This window comes from Enterobacter sp. SECR19-1250 (assembly GCF_013391025.1).
In the GTDB taxonomy this organism is placed as follows: Bacteria; Pseudomonadota; Gammaproteobacteria; order Enterobacterales; family Enterobacteriaceae; genus Enterobacter; species Enterobacter cloacae.
Window position 1 is genome coordinate 56,029 of record NZ_JACASJ010000007.1, and the last position, 21,004, is coordinate 77,032.

Sequence of the window (21,004 nt, forward strand, 5' to 3'; positions counted from 1 at the left end):
CACAAAAAAGGCGTCCATCGGACGCCTTTTACACTTCACATCAGCGATTACTTCTTATCGCTGTGCTCCAGGTTTTCAACCTGCGGCAGGCCGTTGCCGGAACTGGCTGACAGCAGGCCATTCTCAACGTAGTTGAACAGCTTCTCACGTGTATCGGTGATATCCAGATTACGCATGGTCAGCTGACCGATACGGTCATCAGGTGAGAATACGGATTCACCTTTTTCCATGGTCAGACGTTCTGCTTTGTAGGTCAGGTTGTCAGACACAGTGTTCAGAATGGAGTAATCATTCCCGCGACGCAGTTCAAGAGTGACTTCGCCAGTGATAGCGCTTGCCACCCAACGCTGCAGGGCATCACGCAGCATCAGTGCCTGTGGATCGAACCAGCGGCCCTGATACAGCAGTTTACCCAACTGACGGCCATGGGAGTGATACTGCTCGATGGTATCTTCGTTGTGAATGCCGGTCAGCAGACGCTCATAGGCAATGTGCAGCAGCGCCATCCCCGGGGCTTCATAGATGCCACGGCTTTTCGCTTCGATGATACGGTTTTCGATCTGATCGCTCATACCCAGGCCGTGACGACCGCCGATGCGGTTCGCTTCCAGCATCAGTTCCACATCATTAGAGAAGGTCTTGCCGTTCAGGGCAACCGGATGGCCACGCTCGAAACGCACGGTCACTTCTTCTGCCGGGATTTTGACGCTTTCATCCCAGAATTTCACGCCCATGATTGGGTTAACGATTTTCACGCTGGAGTTCAGGAACTCCAGATCTTTTGCTTCGTGCGTTGCGCCCAGCATGTTGGAGTCAGTGGAGTAGGCTTTTTCGACGGACATTTTATAGTCGAAGCCGCAGGCGATCATAAATTCAGACATTTCATGACGGCCGCCCAGCTCATCGATAAAATCGGTGTCCAGCCACGGTTTGTAAATCTGCAGCTCGGCGTTGGTCAGCAGGCCATAACGATAGAAACGTTCAATGTCGTTGCCTTTATAGGTACTGCCGTCACCCCAGATGTTCACGCCATCTTCTTTCATGGCGGCAACCAGCATGGTGCCGGTCACGGCACGGCCCAGTGGGGTGGTGTTGAAATAGGTCAGACCGCCAGTGGTATTATGGAACGCGCCACACTGGATAGCGGCAATACCTTCGGCGACCAGCTGCTTACGACAATCAATCAGACGTGCGTTCTCTGCGCCATACTCTTTAGCACGACGAGGAATGGCATCATAGTCGTCCTCATCCGGCTGACCCAGGTTCGCAGTATATGCATACGGAACCGCTCCCTTTTGGCGCATCCACAGCAGTGCAGCGCTGGTATCCAGGCCGCCTGAAAAAGCGATGCCAATACGTTGTCCTACCGGAAGATGCTTGAGAATCGTCGTCATAAAATAAAACCCTGCGTGATTGACTGATTAGAGACCGCTTTCGCTCTCGATGCATGTTTATGCAAAATAAGTGAGTATTCATTTAATCATCTTTTGTCGATGACCGGAAGAGACTCGTGCGTTTTTTGTAAAAATTTCCCTCCGTATGCCCTGGCGGAAACTGAGTTGACAGATGGGGCTCACTATCAATATACTAAATGCCGGTTTTACGTCCCGTCTTCGGTACCAAATCCCAGCATTATTTGCAAATTCTGTCCAAAACGCGTAGAATTTGCCACGTTTCAGGCGCGGGGTGGAGCAGCCTGGTAGCTCGTCGGGCTCATAACCCGAAGGTCGTCGGTTCAAATCCGGCCCCCGCAACCACTTTCCCATAAAGTCATTTTTCAAATATACTGTGAAGACTTAGAGCCTTCGTAGCTGGATTTGAAAAAATTCTTTCGGAGAGTGCTCCAGGCCACAGTTGTGGCTATAGGGTTCAGTTATCTAAAGCCCCGATTTATCGGGGTTTTTTGTTATCTGACTACAGAATAACTGGGCTTTACGCCCTTTTTTTATGTCTTGGGGGTGGGCTTGTCCACATTAGAGCAAAAATTAACAGAGATGATTACTGCACCGGTCGAAGCACTGGGCTACGAACTGGTCGGCATCGAATTCGTTCGCGGCCGTACATCGACGCTGCGCATCTATATTGATAGTGAAGATGGCATCAATGTTGATGATTGTGCTGATGTTAGCCACCAGGTGAGTGCGGTTCTTGATGTTGAAGACCCAATTACCGTTGCGTACAACCTGGAAGTTTCCTCACCTGGCCTCGATCGCCCGATGTTCACGGCCGAGCACTATGTGCGCTTTACCGGTGAAGAAGTGGCTCTCGTTCTGCGTATGGCCGTACAGAACCGCCGTAAATGGCAGGGAATTATCAAAGCCGTTGATGGTGAAATGATCACGGTAACAGTCGAAGGCAAAGATGAAGTGTTCGCGCTGAGTAATATCCAGAAGGCGAACCTGGTTCCCCACTTTTAACAGTCTGGATTGAGGTGAAAAGCCCGCGATGAACAAAGAAATTTTGGCTGTTGTTGAAGCCGTCTCCAACGAGAAATCACTGCCGCGTGAAAAGATTTTCGAAGCGCTGGAAAGTGCACTGGCTACAGCAACCAAGAAAAAATACGAACAAGAGATCGATGTTCGCGTAGAAATCGATCGTAAAAGCGGTGACTTCGATACATTCCGTCGTTGGGTAATCGTTGAAGAAGTGACCCAGCCAACCAAAGAGATCACCCTGGAAGCGGCGCGTTTTGAAGACGAAAGCCTGAACGTTGGTGACTATGTTGAAGATCAGATTGAATCTGTGACCTTCGACCGTATCACCACCCAGACCGCAAAACAGGTTATCGTGCAGAAAGTTCGCGAAGCCGAGCGTGCGCTGGTTGTCGATCAGTTCCGCGATCAGGAAGGCGAAATCATCACTGGCGTGGTGAAGAAAGTGAACCGCGACAACATCTCTCTGGAGATCAAATCCGAAGGGATGCCGGGCAACGCTGAAGCTGTGATTCTCCGTGAAGACATGCTGCCGCGTGAAAACTTCCGCCCTGGCGACCGTATCCGTGGTGTGCTGTATGCCGTTCGCCCTGAAGCGCGTGGTGCACAGCTGTTCGTGACCCGTTCTAAACCAGAAATGCTGGTTGAACTGTTCCGTATCGAAGTGCCTGAAATCGGCGAAGAAGTTATCGAAATTAAAGCGGCGGCTCGCGATCCGGGCTCCCGTGCGAAAATTGCGGTGAAAACCAACGACAAGCGTATCGACCCGGTCGGTGCTTGCGTCGGTATGCGTGGTGCGCGTGTTCAGGCGGTCTCTACCGAGCTGGGCGGCGAACGTATTGATATCGTTCTGTGGGATGACAACCCGGCGCAGTTCGTGATCAACGCAATGGCTCCGGCGGATGTGGCGTCTATCGTTGTTGACGAAGACAAACACACCATGGATATCGCTGTTGAAGCGGGTAATCTGGCGCAGGCAATCGGCCGTAACGGTCAGAACGTACGCCTGGCGTCACAGCTGAGCGGCTGGGAACTCAACGTGATGACCGTTGATGACCTGCAGGCCAAGCATCAGGCTGAAGCCCATGCGGCGATCGATACCTTCACGAAATACCTGGACATTGACGAAGAGTTCGCCACGGTTCTGGTAGAAGAAGGTTTCTCTACGCTGGAAGAACTGGCCTATGTGCCAATGAAAGAGCTGCTGGAAATTGACGGTCTGGATGAACCAACCGTTGAAGCCCTGCGTGAACGCGCTAAAAACGCACTGACCACCCTGGCACTGGCTCAGGAAGAAAGCCTTGGCGATAAAAAGCCGGCTGATGACCTGCTGAATCTGGAAGGTCTTGATCGTGCGATTGCGTTCAAGCTGGCTGCCCGTGGTGTTTGTACGCTGGAAGATCTCGCTGAGCAAGGCGTTGATGACCTGGCTGATATCGAAGGTTTAACCGACGAGAAAGCCGGCGAACTCATCATGGCCGCACGTAATATTTGCTGGTTCGGCGACGAAGCGTAATAAACTGTAGCAGGAAGGAACAGCATGACTGATGTAACTGTAAAATCGCTGGCTGCTGAGATTCAGACCTCCGTGGACCGCCTGGTACAGCAATTTGCTGATGCAGGGATCCCGAAGACCGCTGATGACTCAGTGACGGCAAACGAAAAACAAACCTTGTTAGCGCACCTCAACCGTGAACACGGCTCTGCGCCTGACAAGCTGACGCTGCAGCGCAAAACGCGCAGCACGTTGAATATTCCAGGTACCGGTGGCAAAAGTAAATCGGTACAAATTGAAGTCCGCAAGACGCGCACCTTTGTAAAACGTGATCCGCAAGAGGCAGAGCGCCTTGCCGCGGAAGAGCAGGCACAGCGTGAAGCGGAAGAACAAGCTCAGCGTGAGGCAGAAGCAACTGCCAAACGTGAGGCAGAATTAAAAGCTGAACGTGAGGCCGCAGAGAAAGCGAAACGCGACGCAAGTGAAAAAGTGAAGCGTGAAGCTGCGGAAAAAGACAAAGTGAGCAATCAACAGACAGACGAAATGACTAAAACCGCCCAGGCTGAAAAAGCCCGTCGTGAAAATGAAGCTGCTGAACTGAAGCGTAAAGCCGAAGAAGAAGCACGCCGCAAGCTTGAAGAAGAAGCGCGTCGTGTGGCTGAAGAAGCGCGCCGTATGGCAGAAGAAAACGAGAAGAACGGTATTGATACCGCTGAGCAGTCTGAAGATACCAGCGACTATCACGTGACCACTTCTCAGCACGCACGTCAGGCTGAAGATGATAACGACCGTGAAGTAGAAGGCGGTCGTGGTCGTGGTCGCAATGCGAAAGCAGCGCGTCCGGCGAAAAAAGGCAACAAACACGCCGAGTCTAAAGCTGACCGTGAAGAAGCGCGGGCAGCCGTGCGTGGCGGTAAAGGCGGCAAACAGCGTAAAGGTTCTTCCCTGCAGCAGGGCTTCCAGAAGCCAGCTCAGGCCGTTAACCGTGACGTTGTGATCGGCGAAACCATCACCGTTGGCGATCTGGCGAACAAAATGGCGGTTAAAGGCTCTCAGGTCATCAAAGCGATGATGAAACTGGGCGCAATGGCGACCATCAACCAGGTGATCGACCAGGAAACCGCACAGCTGGTTGCCGAAGAGATGGGCCACAAAGTTATCCTGCGTCGTGAAAACGAGCTGGAAGAAGCAGTAATGAGCGACCGTGATACCGGTGCTGCGGCAGAACCGCGTGCGCCAGTTGTGACCATCATGGGTCACGTTGACCACGGTAAAACCTCTCTGCTCGACTACATTCGTTCTACGAAAGTAGCCTCCGGTGAAGCGGGTGGTATTACCCAGCACATCGGTGCATATCACGTAGAAACCGACAACGGTATGATCACCTTCCTGGATACCCCAGGCCACGCCGCGTTTACCTCAATGCGTGCTCGTGGTGCTCAGGCGACAGATATCGTTGTTCTGGTTGTTGCTGCAGACGATGGCGTGATGCCACAGACCATCGAAGCTATCCAGCACGCGAAAGCGGCGGGTGTGCCGGTTGTGGTTGCAGTGAACAAGATCGATAAGCCAGAAGCGGATCCAGATCGTGTTAAAAACGAACTGTCCCAGTACGGCATCCTGCCAGAAGAGTGGGGCGGTGAAAGCCAGTTCGTACACGTGTCTGCGAAAGCAGGTACTGGTATCGACGAGCTGCTGGACGCGATCCTGCTGCAGGCTGAAGTTCTGGAGCTGAAAGCGATCCGTAACGGTATGGCGAGCGGCGCGGTCATCGAATCCTTCCTGGATAAAGGCCGTGGCCCGGTGGCTACCGTTCTGGTTCGCGAAGGTACACTGCATAAAGGCGATATCGTCCTGTGTGGTTTCGAATACGGTCGTGTTCGTGCGATGCGTAACGAACTGGGTCAGGAAGTGCTGGAAGCAGGTCCGTCCATTCCAGTGGAAATCCTCGGTCTGTCCGGTGTGCCGGCTGCCGGTGACGAAGTGACCGTTGTGCGTGACGAGAAGAAAGCGCGTGAAGTTGCACTGTACCGTCAGGGCAAATTCCGTGAAGTTAAACTGGCTCGTCAGCAGAAATCTAAACTCGAGAACATGTTCGCGAACATGGCTGAAGGCGAAGTTCACGAAGTGAACGTCGTACTGAAAGCTGACGTTCAGGGTTCTGTGGAAGCGATTTCCGACTCCTTGCTGAAACTGTCTACTGACGAAGTTAAAGTGAAGATCATCGGTTCTGGCGTAGGTGGTATCACCGAAACCGACGCAACCCTGGCGGCTGCCTCTAACGCCATTCTGGTTGGCTTCAACGTGCGTGCTGATGCGTCTGCTCGCCGCGTGATCGAAGCAGAAAGCCTGGATCTGCGTTACTACTCCGTCATCTATAACCTGATCGACGAAGTGAAAGCAGCGATGAGCGGTATGCTGTCTCCAGAGCTGAAACAGCAGATCATCGGTCTGGCTGAAGTGCGCGATGTGTTCAAATCGCCGAAATTCGGTGCGATCGCGGGCTGTATGGTTACCGAAGGTACCATCAAGCGTCACAACCCAATCCGCGTACTGCGTGACAACGTGGTTATCTACGAAGGCGAGCTGGAATCCCTGCGCCGCTTCAAAGATGACGTTAACGAAGTCCGTAACGGCATGGAATGTGGTATCGGCGTGAAGAACTACAACGACGTTCGCGTTGGCGATATGATCGAAGTGTTCGAAATCATCGAGATCCAACGCAGCATCGACTAATCCTGTTGGGATAGGTCCATATGTCGGCCGGGATCGCCTCGTGCCACCCGGCAATAATTTTAAAAAGGGGCTTTAGCCCCTTTTTTGTCTGGAGAATTTATTATGGCGAAAGAATTTGGTCGCCCGCAGCGCGTAGCGCAGGAAATGCAGAAAGAGATCGCGCTCATTCTGCAACGCGAAATTAAAGATCCGCGTGTGGGCATGATGACCACCGTGTCCGGCGTGGAGATGTCCCGTGACCTCGCGTATGCCAAAGTGTTCGTAACGTTCCTGAACGATCAGGACGAAGCGGCAGTGAAAAATGGTATTAAAGCGTTGCAGGAAGCCTCTGGTTTCATCCGCTCTCTGCTCGGCAAAGCGATGCGTCTGCGTATCGTGCCTGAGCTGACCTTCTTCTACGACAACTCCCTGGTCGAAGGTATGCGTATGTCCAACCTGGTGACCAGCGTGGTGAAACATGACGACGAACGTCGTGTTAACCCGGCGGACGACAGCAAGGAGGACTGATGAGTCGTCCTCGTCGTCGTGGCCGCGACGTGCATGGTGTGCTGCTGCTGGATAAACCCCAGGGCGCATCCAGCAACGACGTGCTGCAAAAAGTGAAGCGTATTTATAATGCCAACCGTGCGGGCCATACAGGCGCGCTGGACCCCCTGGCGACGGGCATGCTGCCCATCTGCCTGGGGGAGGCAACAAAGTTTTCTCAGTACCTGCTGGATTCCGATAAGCGTTATCGCGTTATCGCCAGGCTGGGCCAGCGCACGGACACCTCCGATGCCGATGGTCAGGTGGTGGAAGAGCGTCCTGTGACGTTTAGCGCAGAGCAACTGGATGCGGCGCTGGAGAGCTTCCGTGGCGATACGCTGCAGGTGCCGTCGATGTATTCTGCGCTGAAATATCAGGGTAAAAAGCTCTACGAATATGCGCGCCAGGGTATTGAAGTGCCGCGTGAAGCCCGCCCGATCACCGTGTATGAACTGCTCTTTATTCGCCACGAGGGTGACGAACTGGAGCTGGAAGTGCACTGTTCGAAAGGCACCTATATTCGCACTATTATCGATGACCTGGGCGAGAAGCTCGGCTGCGGTGCGCATGTTATCTACCTGCGTCGCCTGGCCGTCAGTAAATATCCGGTTGAGCGGATGGTGACCCTTGAGCATCTGCACGCGCTGGTTGAACAGGCGCAAGCGCAGGGTGTTGCCGCGGCAGATTTGCTTGACCCGCTGCTGATGCCGATGGATAGCCCGGCGGCCGACTTCCCGGTTGTTAATCTTCCTTTAACATCGTCCGTTTACTTTAAGAACGGAAACCCGGTTCGGACCACGAATGCACCGCTGGAAGGCCTGGTACGCGTGACCGAAGGGGATGACGGTAAGTTTATCGGCATGGGTGAAATGGACGGTGAAGGACGCGTTGCGCCCCGCCGTCTGGTGGTGGAATACCCGGTCGAAGGCTGACGGCGATATCAGCTCACCTTGCGGTAAACCGGTGAGGCGAGTAGAATATCGCGGCTTAACGTCCGGCAAATTGTTTAACAATTTTGCGGGGCGTATACGGGGATCGCTGAATTAGAGATCGGCATCCTTACATTCTTTATACTTTGGAGTTTGAAAATGTCTCTAAGCGTTGAAGCTAAAGCTAAAATCGTTTCTGAGTTTGGTCGTGGTACTAACGACAGCGGTTCTACCGAAGTTCAGGTTGCACTGCTGACTGCACAGATTAACCACCTGCAGGGTCACTTTGCAGAGCACAAAAAAGATCACCACAGCCGTCGTGGTCTGCTGCGTATGGTTTCTCAGCGTCGTAAACTGCTCGACTACCTGAAACGTAAAGATGTTGCACGTTACTCCGCGCTGATCGAGCGTCTGGGTCTGCGTCGCTAAGTCTTGCGAGTTTCAGAAAAGGGGGCCTGATGGCCCCTTTTTTCAACCGGACCGCAGCAATTCACTGGAAACTATTGTATTGTTGCTATAAATGATCTTCCTTGCAGAGGTTCGCGCGGCTAATGAGAGGCTTCACCCATGGGGGTGTTGGTTGTCATTAGTCGCGAGGATGCGAAGAAGGTCGGGTTAAATCGTCAGCACACCGGTGGTGTGCTGTCAAACATTTAAGAAAGGACAGAATTTTGCTGAATCCGATCGTTCGTAAATTCCAGTATGGTCAGCATACCGTCACGCTGGAAACCGGCATGATGGCACGTCAGGCTACTGCTGCCGTTATGGTAAGCATGGATGACACCGCGGTATTCGTGACCGTTGTTGGCCAGAAAAAAGCTAAACCAGGTCAGGACTTCTTCCCACTGACCGTTAACTACCAGGAGCGTACTTACGCTGCCGGTAAAATCCCGGGTGGCTTCTTCCGTCGTGAAGGCCGTCCAAGCGAAGGCGAAACCCTGATCGCGCGTCTGATTGACCGCCCGGTTCGTCCGCTGTTCCCGGAAGGCTTCGTAAACGAAGTGCAGGTTATCGCGACCGTGGTTTCCGTTAACCCACAGGTTAACCCGGATATCGTTGCGATGATCGGTGCCTCCGCTGCGCTGTCTCTGTCCGGTATTCCATTCAATGGTCCTATCGGTGCCGCGCGCGTTGGTTACATCAACGACCAGTACGTGCTGAACCCGACTCAGGAAGAGCTGAAAGAAAGTAAGCTGGACCTGGTTGTTGCCGGTACGGAAGCCGCCGTTCTGATGGTTGAGTCTGAAGCAGAGCTGCTGAGCGAAGACCAGATGCTGGGCGCTGTGGTCTTCGGCCACGACCAACAGCAGGTTGTTATCCAGAACATCAACGAGCTGGTGAAAGAAGCCGGTAAACCACGTTGGGACTGGCAGCCTGAAGCCGCTAACGACGCGCTGAACGCACGCGTTGCTGCACTGGCTGAAGCGCGTCTGAGCGATGCGTACCGTATCACCGACAAGCAGGAGCGTTATGCTCAGGTTGACGTGATCAAAGACGAAACCATCGCCACGCTGGTTGCTGAAGACGAAACGCTGGACGCTAACGAGCTGAGCGAAATTCTGCACGCAATCGAGAAAAACGTTGTTCGTAGCCGCGTACTGGCTGGCGAGCCGCGTATCGATGGCCGTGAAAAAGACATGATCCGTGGTCTGGACGTGCGTACTGGCGTACTGCCACGTACTCACGGTTCTGCGCTGTTCACCCGTGGCGAAACGCAGGCGCTGGTTACCGCGACCCTGGGTACTGCACGTGACGCACAGATCATCGACGAGCTGATGGGCGAGCGCACTGACAGCTTCCTGTTCCACTATAACTTCCCTCCGTACTCCGTAGGGGAAACCGGTATGGTGGGTTCGCCTAAGCGTCGTGAAATTGGTCACGGTCGTCTGGCGAAGCGCGGCGTGCTGGCAGTGATGCCAGACGCAGACAAATTCCCGTACACCGTTCGTGTGGTTTCTGAAATCACCGAATCCAACGGTTCTTCTTCCATGGCTTCCGTGTGTGGTGCCTCTCTGGCGCTGATGGATGCAGGCGTGCCAATCAAAGCCGCCGTTGCGGGTATCGCAATGGGTCTGGTGAAAGAGGGCGACAACTTTGTTGTTCTGTCTGACATTCTGGGCGACGAAGACCACCTGGGCGATATGGACTTCAAAGTGGCGGGTTCCCGCGAAGGTATCTCTGCACTGCAGATGGATATCAAAATTGAAGGTATCACCAAAGAGATCATGCAGGTTGCTCTGAACCAGGCTAAAGGTGCGCGTCTGCACATCCTGGGCGTGATGGAACAGGCTATCAACGCGCCGCGCGGTGATATCTCCGAGTTCGCTCCGCGTATTCACACCATCAAGATCAATCCAGACAAGATCAAAGATGTTATCGGTAAGGGCGGTTCCGTGATCCGTGCGCTGACCGAAGAGACCGGCACCACCATTGAAATCGAAGATGACGGTACGGTGAAGATCGCAGCGACCGACGGCGAAAAAGCGAAATTCGCGATTCGTCGCATCGAAGAAATCACTGCAGAAATCGAAGTGGGCCGTATCTACAATGGTAAAGTGACCCGTATCGTTGACTTTGGCGCGTTCGTTGCCATCGGTGGCGGTAAAGAAGGTCTGGTACACATCTCTCAAATCGCTGACAAGCGCGTTGAGAAAGTGACCGATTACCTGCAGATGGGTCAGGAAGTACCGGTTAAAGTTCTGGAAGTTGACCGCCAGGGCCGTATCCGTCTGAGCATTAAAGAAGCAACCGAGCAGTCTCAGCCAGCTGCTGCGCCAGAAGCACCGGCAGCAGAACAGCAAGGCGAGTAAGGTTGCCATTTGCCCTCCGCATCGCGGAGGGCCATTATCAGGCAGGACGCCTTGTTAAGCCGCCGGGGGACAGGACGTTCATCCAATAGTTGTCTTCGGGAGTGGGAAATGAAGCCTTTTTTGCGCTGGTGTTTCGTTGCGACAGCTTTAACGCTGGCAGGATGCAGCAACTCAGCCTGGCGTAAGAGCGAAGTCCTCGCAGTGCCATTGCAACCGACTTTGCAGCAGGAAGTGATTCTGGCACGCATGGAACAAATTCTTGCCAGTCGGGCTTTAACCGATGACGAACGCGCACAGCTTTTATATGAGCGCGGAGTGTTGTATGATAGTCTCGGTCTGAGGGCATTAGCGCGAAATGATTTCTCACAAGCGCTGGCTATCCGACCTGATATGCCTGAAGTATTCAATTACTTAGGCATTTATTTAACGCAGGCAGGCAATTTTGATGCTGCCTATGAAGCGTTTGATTCTGTACTTGAGCTTGATCCAACTTACAACTACGCGCACTTGAATCGCGGTATCGCATTGTATTACGGCGGTCGTGATAAGTTAGCGCAAGATGATCTGCTGGCGTTTTATCAAGACGATCCTAATGATCCTTTCCGTAGCCTGTGGCTTTACATCGTTGAGCAGAAGCTCGATGAGAAGCAGGCAAAAGAGGCACTGAAACAGCGCTTCGACAAATCGGACAAGGAACAGTGGGGATGGAACATTGTCGAGTTCTACCTGGGCAACATTAGCGAAGCAACGCTGATGGAACGCCTCAAGGCGGACGCAACGGATAACACCTCGCTCGCTGAGCATCTCAGTGAAACCAACTTCTATTTAGGTAAGTACTACCTAAGTCTGGGGGATAAGGACAGCGCTACGGCACTGTTCAAATTAGCGGTTGCTAACAACGTACACAACTTCGTTGAGCACCGTTATGCATTGTTGGAATTATCGCTCTTGGGCCAGGAGCAAGATGACCTGGCAGAATCGGACCAGCAATAGCTGACGACATAAACATCAGCCCGTAATCTTTTTGATTGCCATCACCTTCACTGGTGAGGGCGTTGTTGTTCGTCAATACACCTAATTTGAGCCGGTTCACACTTTTCAATGAAAATTGCAGATCATTTTCACGATGAGCTAAGTAGACTGGCCGCCATTGACATTGAGGCACTCGTACTACATGGCTGAATTCGAAACCACTTTTGCAGATCTGGGCCTGAAGGCTCCTATCCTTGAAGCTCTTAACGATCTCGGTTACGAAAAACCATCTCCGATCCAGGCAGAATGTATCCCACATCTGCTCTCTGGTCGTGACGTGCTGGGCATGGCCCAGACTGGTAGCGGCAAAACCGCAGCATTCTCGCTGCCGCTGCTGAACAACATTGATCCGGACCTGCGTGCTCCGCAGATCCTCGTCCTGGCTCCAACCCGTGAACTGGCGGTTCAGGTTGCGGAAGCGATGACGGAATTCTCTAAACACATGCGCGGCGTAAACGTGGTAGCCCTGTACGGCGGCCAGCGTTATGACGTGCAGTTACGCGCCCTGCGCCAGGGCCCACAGATTGTTGTCGGTACGCCGGGCCGTCTGCTGGATCACCTGAAGCGCGGTACACTGGATCTCTCTAAACTGAGCGGTCTGGTACTGGATGAAGCCGACGAAATGCTGCGTATGGGCTTCATCGAAGACGTAGAAACCATCATGGCGCAGATCCCGGAAGGTCATCAGACCGCTCTGTTCTCTGCCACCATGCCAGAAGCAATCCGTCGCATTACCCGCCGCTTCATGAAAGAGCCGCAGGAAGTGCGCATTCAGTCCAGCGTTACCACTCGCCCGGACATCAGCCAGAGCTACTGGTCTGTGTACGGCATGCGCAAAAACGAAGCGCTGGTGCGTTTCCTGGAAGCGGAAGATTTTGATGCGGCGATTATCTTCGTTCGTACCAAAAACGCGACCCTGGAAGTGGCTGAAGCCCTGGAGCGTAACGGCTACAACAGCGCAGCGCTGAATGGCGACATGAACCAGGCTCTGCGTGAGCAGACGCTGGAGCGTCTGAAAGACGGTCGTCTGGATATCCTGATTGCAACCGACGTGGCAGCACGTGGTCTGGACGTTGAGCGTATCAGCCTGGTTGTAAACTACGACATCCCAATGGACTCTGAGTCTTACGTGCACCGTATCGGCCGTACCGGTCGTGCAGGTCGTGCGGGTCGTGCCCTGCTGTTCGTTGAGAACCGCGAGCGTCGTCTGCTGCGTAACATTGAACGCACCATGAAGCTGACCATTCCGGAAGCGGAGCTGCCAAACGCGGAACTGCTGGGCAAACGCCGTCTGGAAAAATTCGCCGCGAAAGTCCAGCAGCAGCTGGAAAGCAGCGATCTGGATCAGTACCGTGCGCTGCTGGCGCAGATTCAGCCGACCGCTGAAGGCGAAGAGCTGGATATCGAAACGCTGGCTGCAGCACTGCTGAAGATGGCACAGGGCGAACGTACCCTGATCGTGCCACCAGATGCACCGATGCGTCCTCGTCGTGAGTTCCGCGATCGTGACGATCGCTTCGAACGCCGTGGTGACCGTAACGATCGTGGCCCACGTGGTGACCGTTCAGAGCGTGGTGGCGAAGACCGTCCACGTCGTGAACGTCGTGACGCTGGCGAAATGGAACTGTACCGCATTGAAGTGGGCCGTGATGATGGTGTTGAAGTTCGTCATATCGTTGGCGCGATCGCGAACGAAGGCGACATCAGCAGCCGTTACATCGGTAACATCAAGCTGTTCGCATCTCACTCCACCATCGAGCTGCCAAAAGGCATGCCGGGCGAAGTACTGCAGCACTTTACTCGCACCCGCATCCTGAACAAGCCGATGAACATGCAGCTGCTGGGCGATGCACAGCCACGTCCTGACCGTGGCGGCGAACGTCGTGGCGGTGGTCGCGGTTTCGGTGGCGAGCGTCGTGAAGGCGGTCGCAGCGAAGGTCGCGGTGGTGAAGGTCGTCGTTTCTCCGGTGAACGCCGTGATAGCCGTGGCCCACGTCGTGAAGAAGGCACCAGCCGTCGTCGTTTTGGTGACGCGTAAGCCTTTCGTTTCTGACGTAAAGTAATATATACAGCCCCGATAAAGACTATCGGGGCTTTTTTTATTCCCTTTGTACTCTTGTACTGGTACAGTGCAGCACATTAAAATGCAAACCACATTTTTGACTGGAGATATGGCTGTATGGCGACACTAACCACCACCCAAACGTCACCTTCGCTGCTTGGCGGCGTGGTGATCATCGGCGGAACCATTATTGGTGCCGGGATGTTCTCCCTGCCAGTGGTCATGTCCGGTGCGTGGTTCTTCTGGTCGCTGGCTGCGCTGGTCTTCACCTGGTTCTGTATGCTCCATTCAGGGCTGATGATCCTTGAAGCCAACCTGAACTACCGCATTGGCTCCAGCTTCGACACCATCACGAAAGATCTGCTGGGTAAAGGCTGGAACCTGGTGAACGGCCTTTCCATCGCGTTTGTGCTCTACATCCTGACCTACGCGTACATCTCAGCAAGCGGCTCGATTCTGCATCACACCTTTTCGGAGATGTCGCTGAACGTTCCGGCGCGTCTGGCCGGGTTGTGCTTTGCGCTGGGTGTCGCGTTTATCGTCTGGATGAGTACCAAAGCGGTGAGCCGGATGACGGCCATCGTACTGGGCGCAAAGGTCATCACTTTCTTTCTGACCTTCGGTAGCCTGCTGGGGCACGTTACCCCGTCAACACTGTTTAACGTGGCTGAAACCAATACGTCGTACACGCCGTATCTGCTGATGACCCTGCCGTTCTGTCTGGCGTCGTTTGGCTACCACGGCAACGTACCGAGCCTGATGAAGTATTACGGCAAAGACCCGCGGACAATCGTCAAGTGCCTAGTTTACGGTACGCTGCTGGCGCTGGGGCTGTATGTGATTTGGCTGCTGGGGACGATGGGCAACATCCCGCGTCCTGAGTTTATCGGCATTGCGCAGAAGGGCGGGAATATAGATGTGCTGGTGCAGGCGCTGAGCGGTGTACTGAACAGCCGCAGTCTGGATCTGCTGCTGGTGGTATTCTCCAACTTTGCGGTTGCGAGCTCTTTCCTCGGCGTGACGCTCGGCCTGTTTGACTATCTGGCGGACCTGTTTGGCTTTGATGACTCCGCGATGGGGCGCTTCAAAACCGCACTGCTGACCTTCCTGCCACCGATGGTGGGCGGCCTGCTGTGGCCGAACGGCTTCCTGTACGCCATTGGTTATGCCGGTCTGGCGGCTACCATCTGGGCGGCAATTGTGCCGGCGCTGCTGGCGCGTAAATCCCGTCAGCGCTTCGGTAGCCCGAAATTCCGCGTCTGGGGCGGTAAACCGATGATTGCACTGATTCTGGTGTTTGGTGTTGGTAACGCGCTGGTCCACGTGCTGTCGAGCTTTAATCTGTTGCCGGTATATCAGTAAGTTTTTGTGCCGGATGGCGGCTACGCCTTATCCGGCCTACGCGATCCCGTAGGCCCGGTAAGCGAAGCGCCACCGGGCAAAAAAACTACCCCACCAACTCCTCTTTCACCTGCATCGCCAGCTCAAACGAGTGCAAACGCGCCTGATGATCGAAAATCTGGCCGTTAACCATAATCTCATCAGCCTGCGTTTCGCGCAGCACCGCCTCAAGCCCGTGACGCACCTTCGCTTTATCTCCCACCAGCGACATGCTCAGCGCCTGTTGAACACCATACTGCTCGGAAGCTGACCACAGCTGATGCATATTCTCCACCGGCGGTGGAAGCTGGCCGGTCTCACCGCGACGCAGCTTCACAAACGCCTGCTGCATGGAGGTAAACAGGAATTCCGCATCGCGATTGCTGTCGGCGGCAATGATGTTGATACACACCATCGCGTACGGTTTCTCCAGCCTTTCAGAAGGTTTGAAGTTCGTGCGGTAGAGATGCAGCGCCTGATGCAGCATATCCGGTGCGAAGTGGGAGGCGAACGCGAAGGGCAGCCCCAGCTGTGCAGCAAGCTGCGCGCTATAAAGACTTGAGCCTAACAGCCATACCGGGATCTTCTCGCCATAGCCCGGCACCGGGCGCACGTGCGGGTTCGGGTCACGCGCATCGAACCAGTCCACCAGTTCAGCCACATCACGGGGGAAATTGTCGATGTCACCGCTCATATGGCGACGCAGGGCGCGCATGGTGGGCTGGTCGCTGCCCGGCGCACGGCCAAGGCCTAAATCAATACGGCCCGGGTAGAGGGTATTCAGCGTACCAAACTGCTCGGCGATCACCAGAGGAGCATGGTTTGGCAGCATCACGCCACCGGATCCCAGGTGCAGGGTAGTGGTGTTCGCGGCCAGATAGCCAATCAGCACCGAGGTGGCAGCGCTGGCGATGCCGACCATGTTGTGATGCTCCGCCAGCCAGTAACGGTGATAGCCACGCTTTTCGGCCAGTTGAGCCAGATCGAGAGAGTGCGAAAAGGCTTCTCTTGCCGAGGAGCCTTGTGGGATCGGCGCCAGATCCAGCACCGAAAACGGAAGGGTTTTGTCAGTCATAACAGCTCACTTTGTCGACGGTCAATCTTTAATACTGCATTAAATAATGATAACCGTTGTTAACAAAGTGAGCCTTTTCAGGCCTGCAGCTCCAGTCCGGCCAGCCGCTTCCAGTAGCCGTTACAGTCACTGTTTGCCGTCAGCGGCAGCGGCGATGCGCCGTTTTCATTGGCGCGAAAAGCATCCAGCATGGCAAACACGCTGGTGTCCAGCGGGGACAGACGCACCATGTCCACCAGTCCGTCCATCGACGCCAGCTCGTTACCAAGGTTATACACATAACCACTCATGGTCTGAATGCCGTTCAGGACAAACACCTGCTGATTCTCCTGCGACAGCATGCTGCGCCCGTTCGGGTACTTGATGCAGCAGGTTTCGCACTCGTCTTTCGGGCGATCTTCAGAGCGGGCAGTGAAGCAGCGGGCAGAGTACGCCAGCGGCAGATGGCCATAGCTCAACACTTCCACTTCAAACTGGTTGCGAATACCCAGCTCGTCACACTGGTTCAGGAGGTTTACCAGCCAGTCACGCGACAGCTCTACCGGCATGCACCAGCGCGTCATCCCCTGTTTCAGCAGCAGGCGCAGGGTCACGGCGTTATAGCAGTTCAATGCATGGCCCGCGACAAACGGCAGCTTGCGTTCGGCGCACATATTCACCACGCCCAGATCGCTGGCCTCCAGCAGAAACTCGCCGTTCTCCACGTAGCGCTTCAACTCACCCAGTTCAGATGAGGCCTGTACCAGCGCCAGCGTAGAGAGCACCACCTGTTTGCCGCTCCCGGCCAGGCTTTTCGCCATCTCCAGCCAGTCGCCTGCTTTGGTGGCACGGCGCTTGCTGCATACCGCTTCGCCAAGGTAAATCACATCGGCGCTGCTGGTCGCGGCCTGTTGATAAAAATCTTCCAGCGTCTCTTTTGGCCAGTAGTAGAGCACCGGTCCTAATGAATATTTCATGGTTATCTCACTGCCATTTACGGTGATACGCGCCAAGCGTGGTTTGGGTGCCTTCAGACATTGCGCCGAGCGTCTCCATCCAGGCCGATTGCGGGGCGTAGTTCTGCGGATCTGCCATGCAGCGGTCAATGGCCTGACGCCAGACTTTCGCCACCTGACTGACGTAGGCCGGGCTGCGCTGGCGACCTTCAATCTTCACCGAGGCAATATTAGCGGCCAGCAGTTCCGGCAGCAGTTCCAGCGTGTTGAGGCTGGTGGGTTCTTCCAGCGCGTGATAACGCTCGCCGTCAACCAGATAGCGGCCTTTGCACAGCGTCGGGTAGCCAGCGTTTTCACCGTCCTGATAGCGGTCAATCAGTACCTCATTCAGGCGAGATTCCAGCCCCTGTGGCGTTTGCTGCCAGCGAACAAAGCGGGCAGGCGAGCAGGCGCCAACGGTATTAGGGGATTCACCGGTTAAATACGAGGAGAGATAGCAGCGGCCTTCAGCCATGATGCACAGGCTACCAAAGGCAAAAACTTCCAGCGGCACTGGCGTGACGCGCGCGAGTTGCTTAACCTGATGAATAGAGAGCACGCGCGGTAAGACCACCCGGGCCACGTCAAAATTTTGATGATAAAAACGCACCGCCTCTTCGTTGGTGGCAGAGGCCTGAACAGAGACATGGCGCTCAATATGAGGATAGCGTTCTGCCGCATACTCTAGCATGGCGAGATCGGCCAGAATCAGCGCATCGGCACCCAGCTGTGCTGCCATATCCACCGCGCGCTGCCAGCGGGCATAGCCATCAGGATGGGCAAAGGTATTGATGGCAATATGCAATTTGCGGCGGTGCTGATGTACGAAGTTAACGGCTTCCTGAAGCTTTTTCTCCGTAAAGTTGAGGCCAGCAAAATGGCGGGCGTTAGTATCATCTTTCAGCCCGATATAGACCGCATCGGCCCCATTTTCGATGGCCGCCTTAAGCGCCGGAAGGTTTCCGGCAGGGCAGAGCAGCTCCATAATTTATCCTGATGTCGTCGAGAGCAAAAATGTTAACGAGCTGGGATTTTAATTAACCCATACGCGACAATTTTTGATTTAAGGCAGCTAATGGCGTATTGATGGCACCAATAATGAGGTACACCGGACGACGGTTTGTTGATTTACGCCGCTATGTTCTCCTCCGGATATGGCAAAATACCCGGACTATCGCTATCAGGGAGTAAAGCTCGTGCTGGATAAACTGCGTTCACGTCTCGTACAATTTGGTCCATCAATGCTGAGCGTGCCGGTAAAACTGGCGCCGTTCGCGCTTAAACGTCAGGTGCTGGAGCAGCTCCTGAGCTGGCAGTTCCGCCAGGCGCTGCAGGAAGGCGAACTGGCGTTCCTGGAAGGCCGCTGGTTAAGCATTGAAGTGCGTGATATCGGTCTGCGCTGGTTTACCTCCGTCGAGAATGACCAGCTGATTGTGCGCCAGTCCGCCGACGCGGATGTGAGCTTTAGCGCCGACGCCTGCGATCTGCTGATGATCGCCGCGCGTAAGCAGGATCCGGATACCCTCTTTTTCCAGCGCCGTCTGGTCATTGAAGGCGATACGGAACTGGGTCTGTACGTCAAAAATTTAATGGATGCCATTGAGCTGGAGCAGATGCCAAAAGCGCTGCGCGTGATGTTAATGCAAATGGCAGATTTCGTTGAGGCCGGGCTGAAAACCCCGCCTGACAGTAAACACACTTCAGTAGGTGAGCCATGCTGATTCGAGTCGAAATTGGGATTGATGCACCGGGTATCGATGCGTTGTTACGCCGCTCTTTTGCGAGCGACGCAGAAGCCCAACTGGTCCACGATCTCCGCGAAGACGGCCTGATCACGCTGGGGCTGGTTGCCACCGATGACGAAGGTCAGGTGGTGGGCTACGTTGCCTTCAGCCCGGTAACCGTTCAGGGTGAAGAATTACAGTGGGTAGGAATGGCGCCGCTTGCGGTAGATGAGCACTATCGTGGACAAGGGCTGGCACGTCAGCTGGTGTATGAAGGGCTGGACTCGCTCAATGAGTTTGGCTACGCCGCGGTGGTGACGCTGGGCGATCCTGCTTTCTATGGTCGCCTGGGCTTCGAGCCGGCGGCGCAGTATGATCTCCGCTGTCGCTGGCCGGGCACCGAAACTGCCTTCCAGGTGCACCGTCTGGCGGATGACGCGCTCAACGGCGTAAATGGCCTCGTGGAGTATCACGACCATTTTAATCGCTTCTAATCAGGCTTTCACACAGCGCCTCAAACGATCCGTCTCCGGTGACGAGGCGCTCTTTCTGGCGCTTCGTTAACTGCTTAATGCGGTATTCCACTCTTAACGCCAGCGATCTGTCACCCACAGGGGCAGAAAAGGCGAGCGTCAATTCTCCTTTCCCCCGCAGCGCTTTTGCCCCTTTTCCCGTTTGATGCTGAAGAAAACGCCGCGCCACATCGGTCGTGATCCCGGTGTAGAGAGCGTTATCGGCGGTACGGACAAGATAGAGAAACCAGCACACGGTAAACAGATTCAGTATGTTAAGGTGAACGCACCATAGCATGAGAGAGAACGAAAATGGAAACTCTGGCTGCCATTAACCGCTGGCTGGCGAAACAGCATGTTGTCACCTGGTGCGTGTATGACGACGGTGAAATGTGGTGCGCGAATGCGTTTTACTATTATGACCCTGAGCGCGTTGCGTTTTACGTGATGAGCGAAGATAAAACGCGCCATGCGCAGATGACCGGTCAGCAGGCGAAGGTGGCAGGAACAGTTAACGGTCAGCCTAAAACGGTGGCACTGATCCGTGGGGTGCAGTTTAAAGGGGAGATCCGTCGTCTGGACGGTGAAGAGAGCGACGCGCGCCGTAAGCACTACACGCGCCGCTTTCCGGTAGCCGCCGCTTTAAAAGCCCCGGTGTGGGAAATCCGCCTTGATGAGCTGAAATTTACCGACAACACGCTGGGCTTTGGCAAAAAGCTGCACTGGCTACGCGCCGAGCAGGCGTAGCGCTTCGCGGTTGAACGCCGGCAGATCGTCCGGGGTTCGGCTGGTGATCAGCTGGTCTTTGTCGTTGACCACCTCCTGATCGTAAAACTCGGCCCCCGCGTTTTTCAGATCGACAACGATCGGTTTCACGGCAGTGAGTTTACGTCCGCGCACCACATCCGCGCTGATAAGCAGTTGCGGACCGTGGCAGATAGCAAAGACCGGTTTTCCGGTGGAGACAAAATCGCGGGTGAACGTTACGAAGCGCTCGTCGCCGCGCAGGGAGTCCGGTGAATGACCGCCGGGTAACAGCAGGGCATCAAAATCAGACGGGCTGACGTTATCGATGGTCTCATCGATGGTCACGCTGGCCTCGCCCTTATGGCCTTTCACCGTTTTTCCCGCCTCTTTCTCAATGGTGATGACCTCATGTCCCGCCTTGCGGAACGCCTCAGCAGGTGAGGTGAATTCTGAATCTTCAAACTCGTCGGTAATCAGGACTGCGATTTTTTTACCCATGCTTCCTCCGTTGTTTTCGCTTCAGACTGTTTTTTTCCCGTTTGTGGTAAATACTTACCGGTAACAGACTTCT

General features: G+C 54.6%; 20 protein-coding genes and 1 tRNA gene. 15 read left to right on the forward strand and 6 right to left on the reverse strand.

Annotated features, from left to right (window positions below; translation table 11 throughout):
- Positions 1-47 precede the first annotated feature (47 nt).
- A complete protein-coding gene (gene argG / locus HX884_RS03370) occupies positions 48-1,394 on the reverse strand; it encodes an argininosuccinate synthase (protein ID WP_178327650.1) in 1,347 nt (448 codons plus the stop codon).
- Positions 1,395-1,680: 286 nt separating this feature from the next.
- Between argG and HX884_RS03375 the strand changes: the two genes are divergently transcribed.
- From HX884_RS03375 to mtr, 12 genes are all read left to right on the forward strand, one after another.
- A tRNA-Met gene (locus HX884_RS03375) sits at positions 1,681-1,757 on the forward strand.
- A gap of 207 nt (positions 1,758-1,964) precedes the next feature.
- The gene (gene rimP / locus HX884_RS03380; RefSeq protein ID WP_014833432.1) at positions 1,965-2,417 is read left to right on the forward strand and encodes a ribosome maturation factor RimP; all 453 of its coding nucleotides are present in this window, start codon (positions 1,965-1,967) and stop codon (positions 2,415-2,417) included.
- A 28-nt stretch (positions 2,418-2,445) separates the two neighbouring features.
- A complete protein-coding gene (gene nusA / locus HX884_RS03385) occupies positions 2,446-3,948 on the forward strand; it encodes a transcription termination factor NusA (RefSeq protein ID WP_013098917.1) in 1,503 nt (500 codons plus the stop codon).
- Between the two features lie 24 nt (positions 3,949-3,972).
- Positions 3,973-6,663 carry a translation initiation factor IF-2 gene (infB, locus tag HX884_RS03390; protein WP_013098916.1) on the forward strand — a complete coding sequence of 897 codons (2,691 nt, stop codon included), beginning with the start codon at positions 3,973-3,975 and terminating at the stop codon, positions 6,661-6,663.
- 102 nt (positions 6,664-6,765) lie between these two features.
- On the forward strand, positions 6,766-7,170 hold the full coding sequence (gene rbfA / locus HX884_RS03395) for a 30S ribosome-binding factor RbfA (protein ID WP_003024988.1): 405 nt from the start codon (positions 6,766-6,768) through the stop codon (positions 7,168-7,170).
- Positions 7,170-8,120: a tRNA pseudouridine(55) synthase TruB gene (gene truB, locus HX884_RS03400; protein WP_013098915.1), complete on the forward strand. Its 951-nt coding sequence runs from the start codon at positions 7,170-7,172 to the stop codon at positions 8,118-8,120. Before rbfA ends, truB begins: the two co-directional genes overlap by 1 nt.
- 156 nt (positions 8,121-8,276) lie before the next feature.
- A complete protein-coding gene (gene rpsO, locus HX884_RS03405) occupies positions 8,277-8,546 on the forward strand; it encodes a 30S ribosomal protein S15 (protein WP_013098914.1) in 270 nt (89 codons plus the stop codon).
- A gap of 242 nt (positions 8,547-8,788) precedes the next feature.
- A complete protein-coding gene (gene pnp, locus HX884_RS03410; protein ID WP_178327651.1) occupies positions 8,789-10,927 on the forward strand; it encodes a polyribonucleotide nucleotidyltransferase in 2,139 nt (712 codons plus the stop codon).
- 108 nt (positions 10,928-11,035) lie between these two features.
- Entirely contained in the window at positions 11,036-11,920 is an 885-nt protein-coding gene (nlpI, locus tag HX884_RS03415) for a lipoprotein NlpI (protein WP_013098912.1), read from the forward strand.
- Between the two features lie 108 nt (positions 11,921-12,028).
- Positions 12,029-12,109, forward strand: coding sequence for a protein YrbN (gene yrbN / locus HX884_RS03420; RefSeq protein ID WP_097533792.1), 81 nt, complete (start codon positions 12,029-12,031; stop codon positions 12,107-12,109).
- Entirely contained in the window at positions 12,102-13,997 is a 1,896-nt protein-coding gene (locus HX884_RS03425) for a DEAD/DEAH family ATP-dependent RNA helicase (protein WP_013098911.1), read from the forward strand. Before yrbN ends, HX884_RS03425 begins: the two co-directional genes overlap by 8 nt.
- 141 nt (positions 13,998-14,138) lie before the next feature.
- Positions 14,139-15,383, forward strand: a complete 1,245-nt coding sequence (mtr, locus tag HX884_RS03430; protein WP_038420695.1) for a tryptophan permease — start codon at positions 14,139-14,141, stop codon at positions 15,381-15,383.
- Between the two features lie 85 nt (positions 15,384-15,468).
- On the opposite strand, the gene HX884_RS03435 is transcribed toward mtr, so the two are convergent.
- From HX884_RS03435 to HX884_RS03445, 3 genes are all read right to left on the reverse strand, one after another.
- Positions 15,469-16,476 (reverse strand): LLM class flavin-dependent oxidoreductase, encoded by a 1,008-nt coding sequence (locus HX884_RS03435; protein ID WP_023621081.1) that lies wholly within the window; start codon positions 16,474-16,476, stop codon positions 15,469-15,471.
- 77 nt (positions 16,477-16,553) lie between these two features.
- Positions 16,554-17,432 carry a U32 family peptidase gene (locus tag HX884_RS03440; RefSeq protein WP_038983605.1) on the reverse strand — a complete coding sequence of 293 codons (879 nt, stop codon included), beginning with the start codon at positions 17,430-17,432 and terminating at the stop codon, positions 16,554-16,556.
- A 7-nt stretch (positions 17,433-17,439) separates the two neighbouring features.
- On the reverse strand, positions 17,440-18,435 hold the full coding sequence (locus HX884_RS03445) for a peptidase U32 family protein (protein WP_062857462.1): 996 nt from the start codon (positions 18,433-18,435) through the stop codon (positions 17,440-17,442).
- Positions 18,436-18,646: 211 nt separating this feature from the next.
- On the opposite strand from HX884_RS03445, the gene HX884_RS03450 reads away from it, so the two are divergent.
- Complete coding sequence (locus tag HX884_RS03450) at positions 18,647-19,171, forward strand: SCP2 domain-containing protein (protein ID WP_038420959.1); 525 nt, start codon at positions 18,647-18,649, stop codon at positions 19,169-19,171.
- Positions 19,165-19,668 (forward strand): GNAT family N-acetyltransferase, encoded by a 504-nt coding sequence (locus tag HX884_RS03455; RefSeq protein WP_020687336.1) that lies wholly within the window; start codon positions 19,165-19,167, stop codon positions 19,666-19,668. The genes HX884_RS03450 and HX884_RS03455 overlap by 7 nt, the downstream gene beginning before the upstream one ends.
- Here HX884_RS03455 and HX884_RS03460 read toward each other — a convergent pair.
- Complete coding sequence (locus tag HX884_RS03460) at positions 19,655-19,984, reverse strand: GIY-YIG nuclease family protein (RefSeq protein WP_020687335.1); 330 nt, start codon at positions 19,982-19,984, stop codon at positions 19,655-19,657. The genes HX884_RS03455 and HX884_RS03460 overlap by 14 nt on opposite strands.
- 14 nt (positions 19,985-19,998) lie before the next feature.
- On the opposite strand from HX884_RS03460, the gene HX884_RS03465 reads away from it, so the two are divergent.
- A complete protein-coding gene (locus HX884_RS03465) occupies positions 19,999-20,433 on the forward strand; it encodes a YhbP family protein (protein WP_013098903.1) in 435 nt (144 codons plus the stop codon).
- Here HX884_RS03465 and HX884_RS03470 read toward each other — a convergent pair.
- Positions 20,413-20,931 (reverse strand): type 1 glutamine amidotransferase domain-containing protein, encoded by a 519-nt coding sequence (locus HX884_RS03470; protein ID WP_013098902.1) that lies wholly within the window; start codon positions 20,929-20,931, stop codon positions 20,413-20,415. The two genes, HX884_RS03465 and HX884_RS03470, sit on opposite strands and share 21 nt — an antisense overlap.
- Positions 20,932-21,004 lie beyond the last annotated feature (73 nt).

Bases quoted from the DNA above. Each gene is read 5' to 3' on its own strand.
- yrbN (WP_097533792.1), top strand. From the start codon at position 12,029: ATGAAAATTGCAGATCATTTTCACGATGAGCTAAGTAGACTGGCCGCC.
- nlpI (WP_013098912.1), top strand. From the start codon at position 11,036: ATGAAGCCTTTTTTGCGCTGGTGTTTCGTTGCGACAGCTTTAACGCTG.
- HX884_RS03440 (WP_038983605.1), bottom strand. From the start codon at position 17,432: ATGAAATATTCATTAGGACCGGTGCTCTACTACTGGCCAAAAGAGACG.
- rpsO (WP_013098914.1), top strand. From the start codon at position 8,277: ATGTCTCTAAGCGTTGAAGCTAAAGCTAAAATCGTTTCTGAGTTTGGT.
- HX884_RS03435 (WP_023621081.1), bottom strand. From the start codon at position 16,476: ATGACTGACAAAACCCTTCCGTTTTCGGTGCTGGATCTGGCGCCGATC.
- nusA (WP_013098917.1), top strand. From the start codon at position 2,446: ATGAACAAAGAAATTTTGGCTGTTGTTGAAGCCGTCTCCAACGAGAAA.
- HX884_RS03470 (WP_013098902.1), bottom strand. From the start codon at position 20,931: ATGGGTAAAAAAATCGCAGTCCTGATTACCGACGAGTTTGAAGATTCA.
- mtr (WP_038420695.1), top strand. From the start codon at position 14,139: ATGGCGACACTAACCACCACCCAAACGTCACCTTCGCTGCTTGGCGGC.
- rbfA (WP_003024988.1), top strand. From the start codon at position 6,766: ATGGCGAAAGAATTTGGTCGCCCGCAGCGCGTAGCGCAGGAAATGCAG.
- argG (WP_178327650.1), bottom strand. From the start codon at position 1,394: ATGACGACGATTCTCAAGCATCTTCCGGTAGGACAACGTATTGGCATC.
- HX884_RS03445 (WP_062857462.1), bottom strand. From the start codon at position 18,435: ATGGAGCTGCTCTGCCCTGCCGGAAACCTTCCGGCGCTTAAGGCGGCC.
- HX884_RS03455 (WP_020687336.1), top strand. From the start codon at position 19,165: ATGCTGATTCGAGTCGAAATTGGGATTGATGCACCGGGTATCGATGCG.
- truB (WP_013098915.1), top strand. From the start codon at position 7,170: ATGAGTCGTCCTCGTCGTCGTGGCCGCGACGTGCATGGTGTGCTGCTG.
- HX884_RS03465 (WP_013098903.1), top strand. From the start codon at position 19,999: ATGGAAACTCTGGCTGCCATTAACCGCTGGCTGGCGAAACAGCATGTT.
- infB (WP_013098916.1), top strand. From the start codon at position 3,973: ATGACTGATGTAACTGTAAAATCGCTGGCTGCTGAGATTCAGACCTCC.
- HX884_RS03425 (WP_013098911.1), top strand. From the start codon at position 12,102: ATGGCTGAATTCGAAACCACTTTTGCAGATCTGGGCCTGAAGGCTCCT.
- HX884_RS03460 (WP_020687335.1), bottom strand. From the start codon at position 19,984: ATGCTATGGTGCGTTCACCTTAACATACTGAATCTGTTTACCGTGTGC.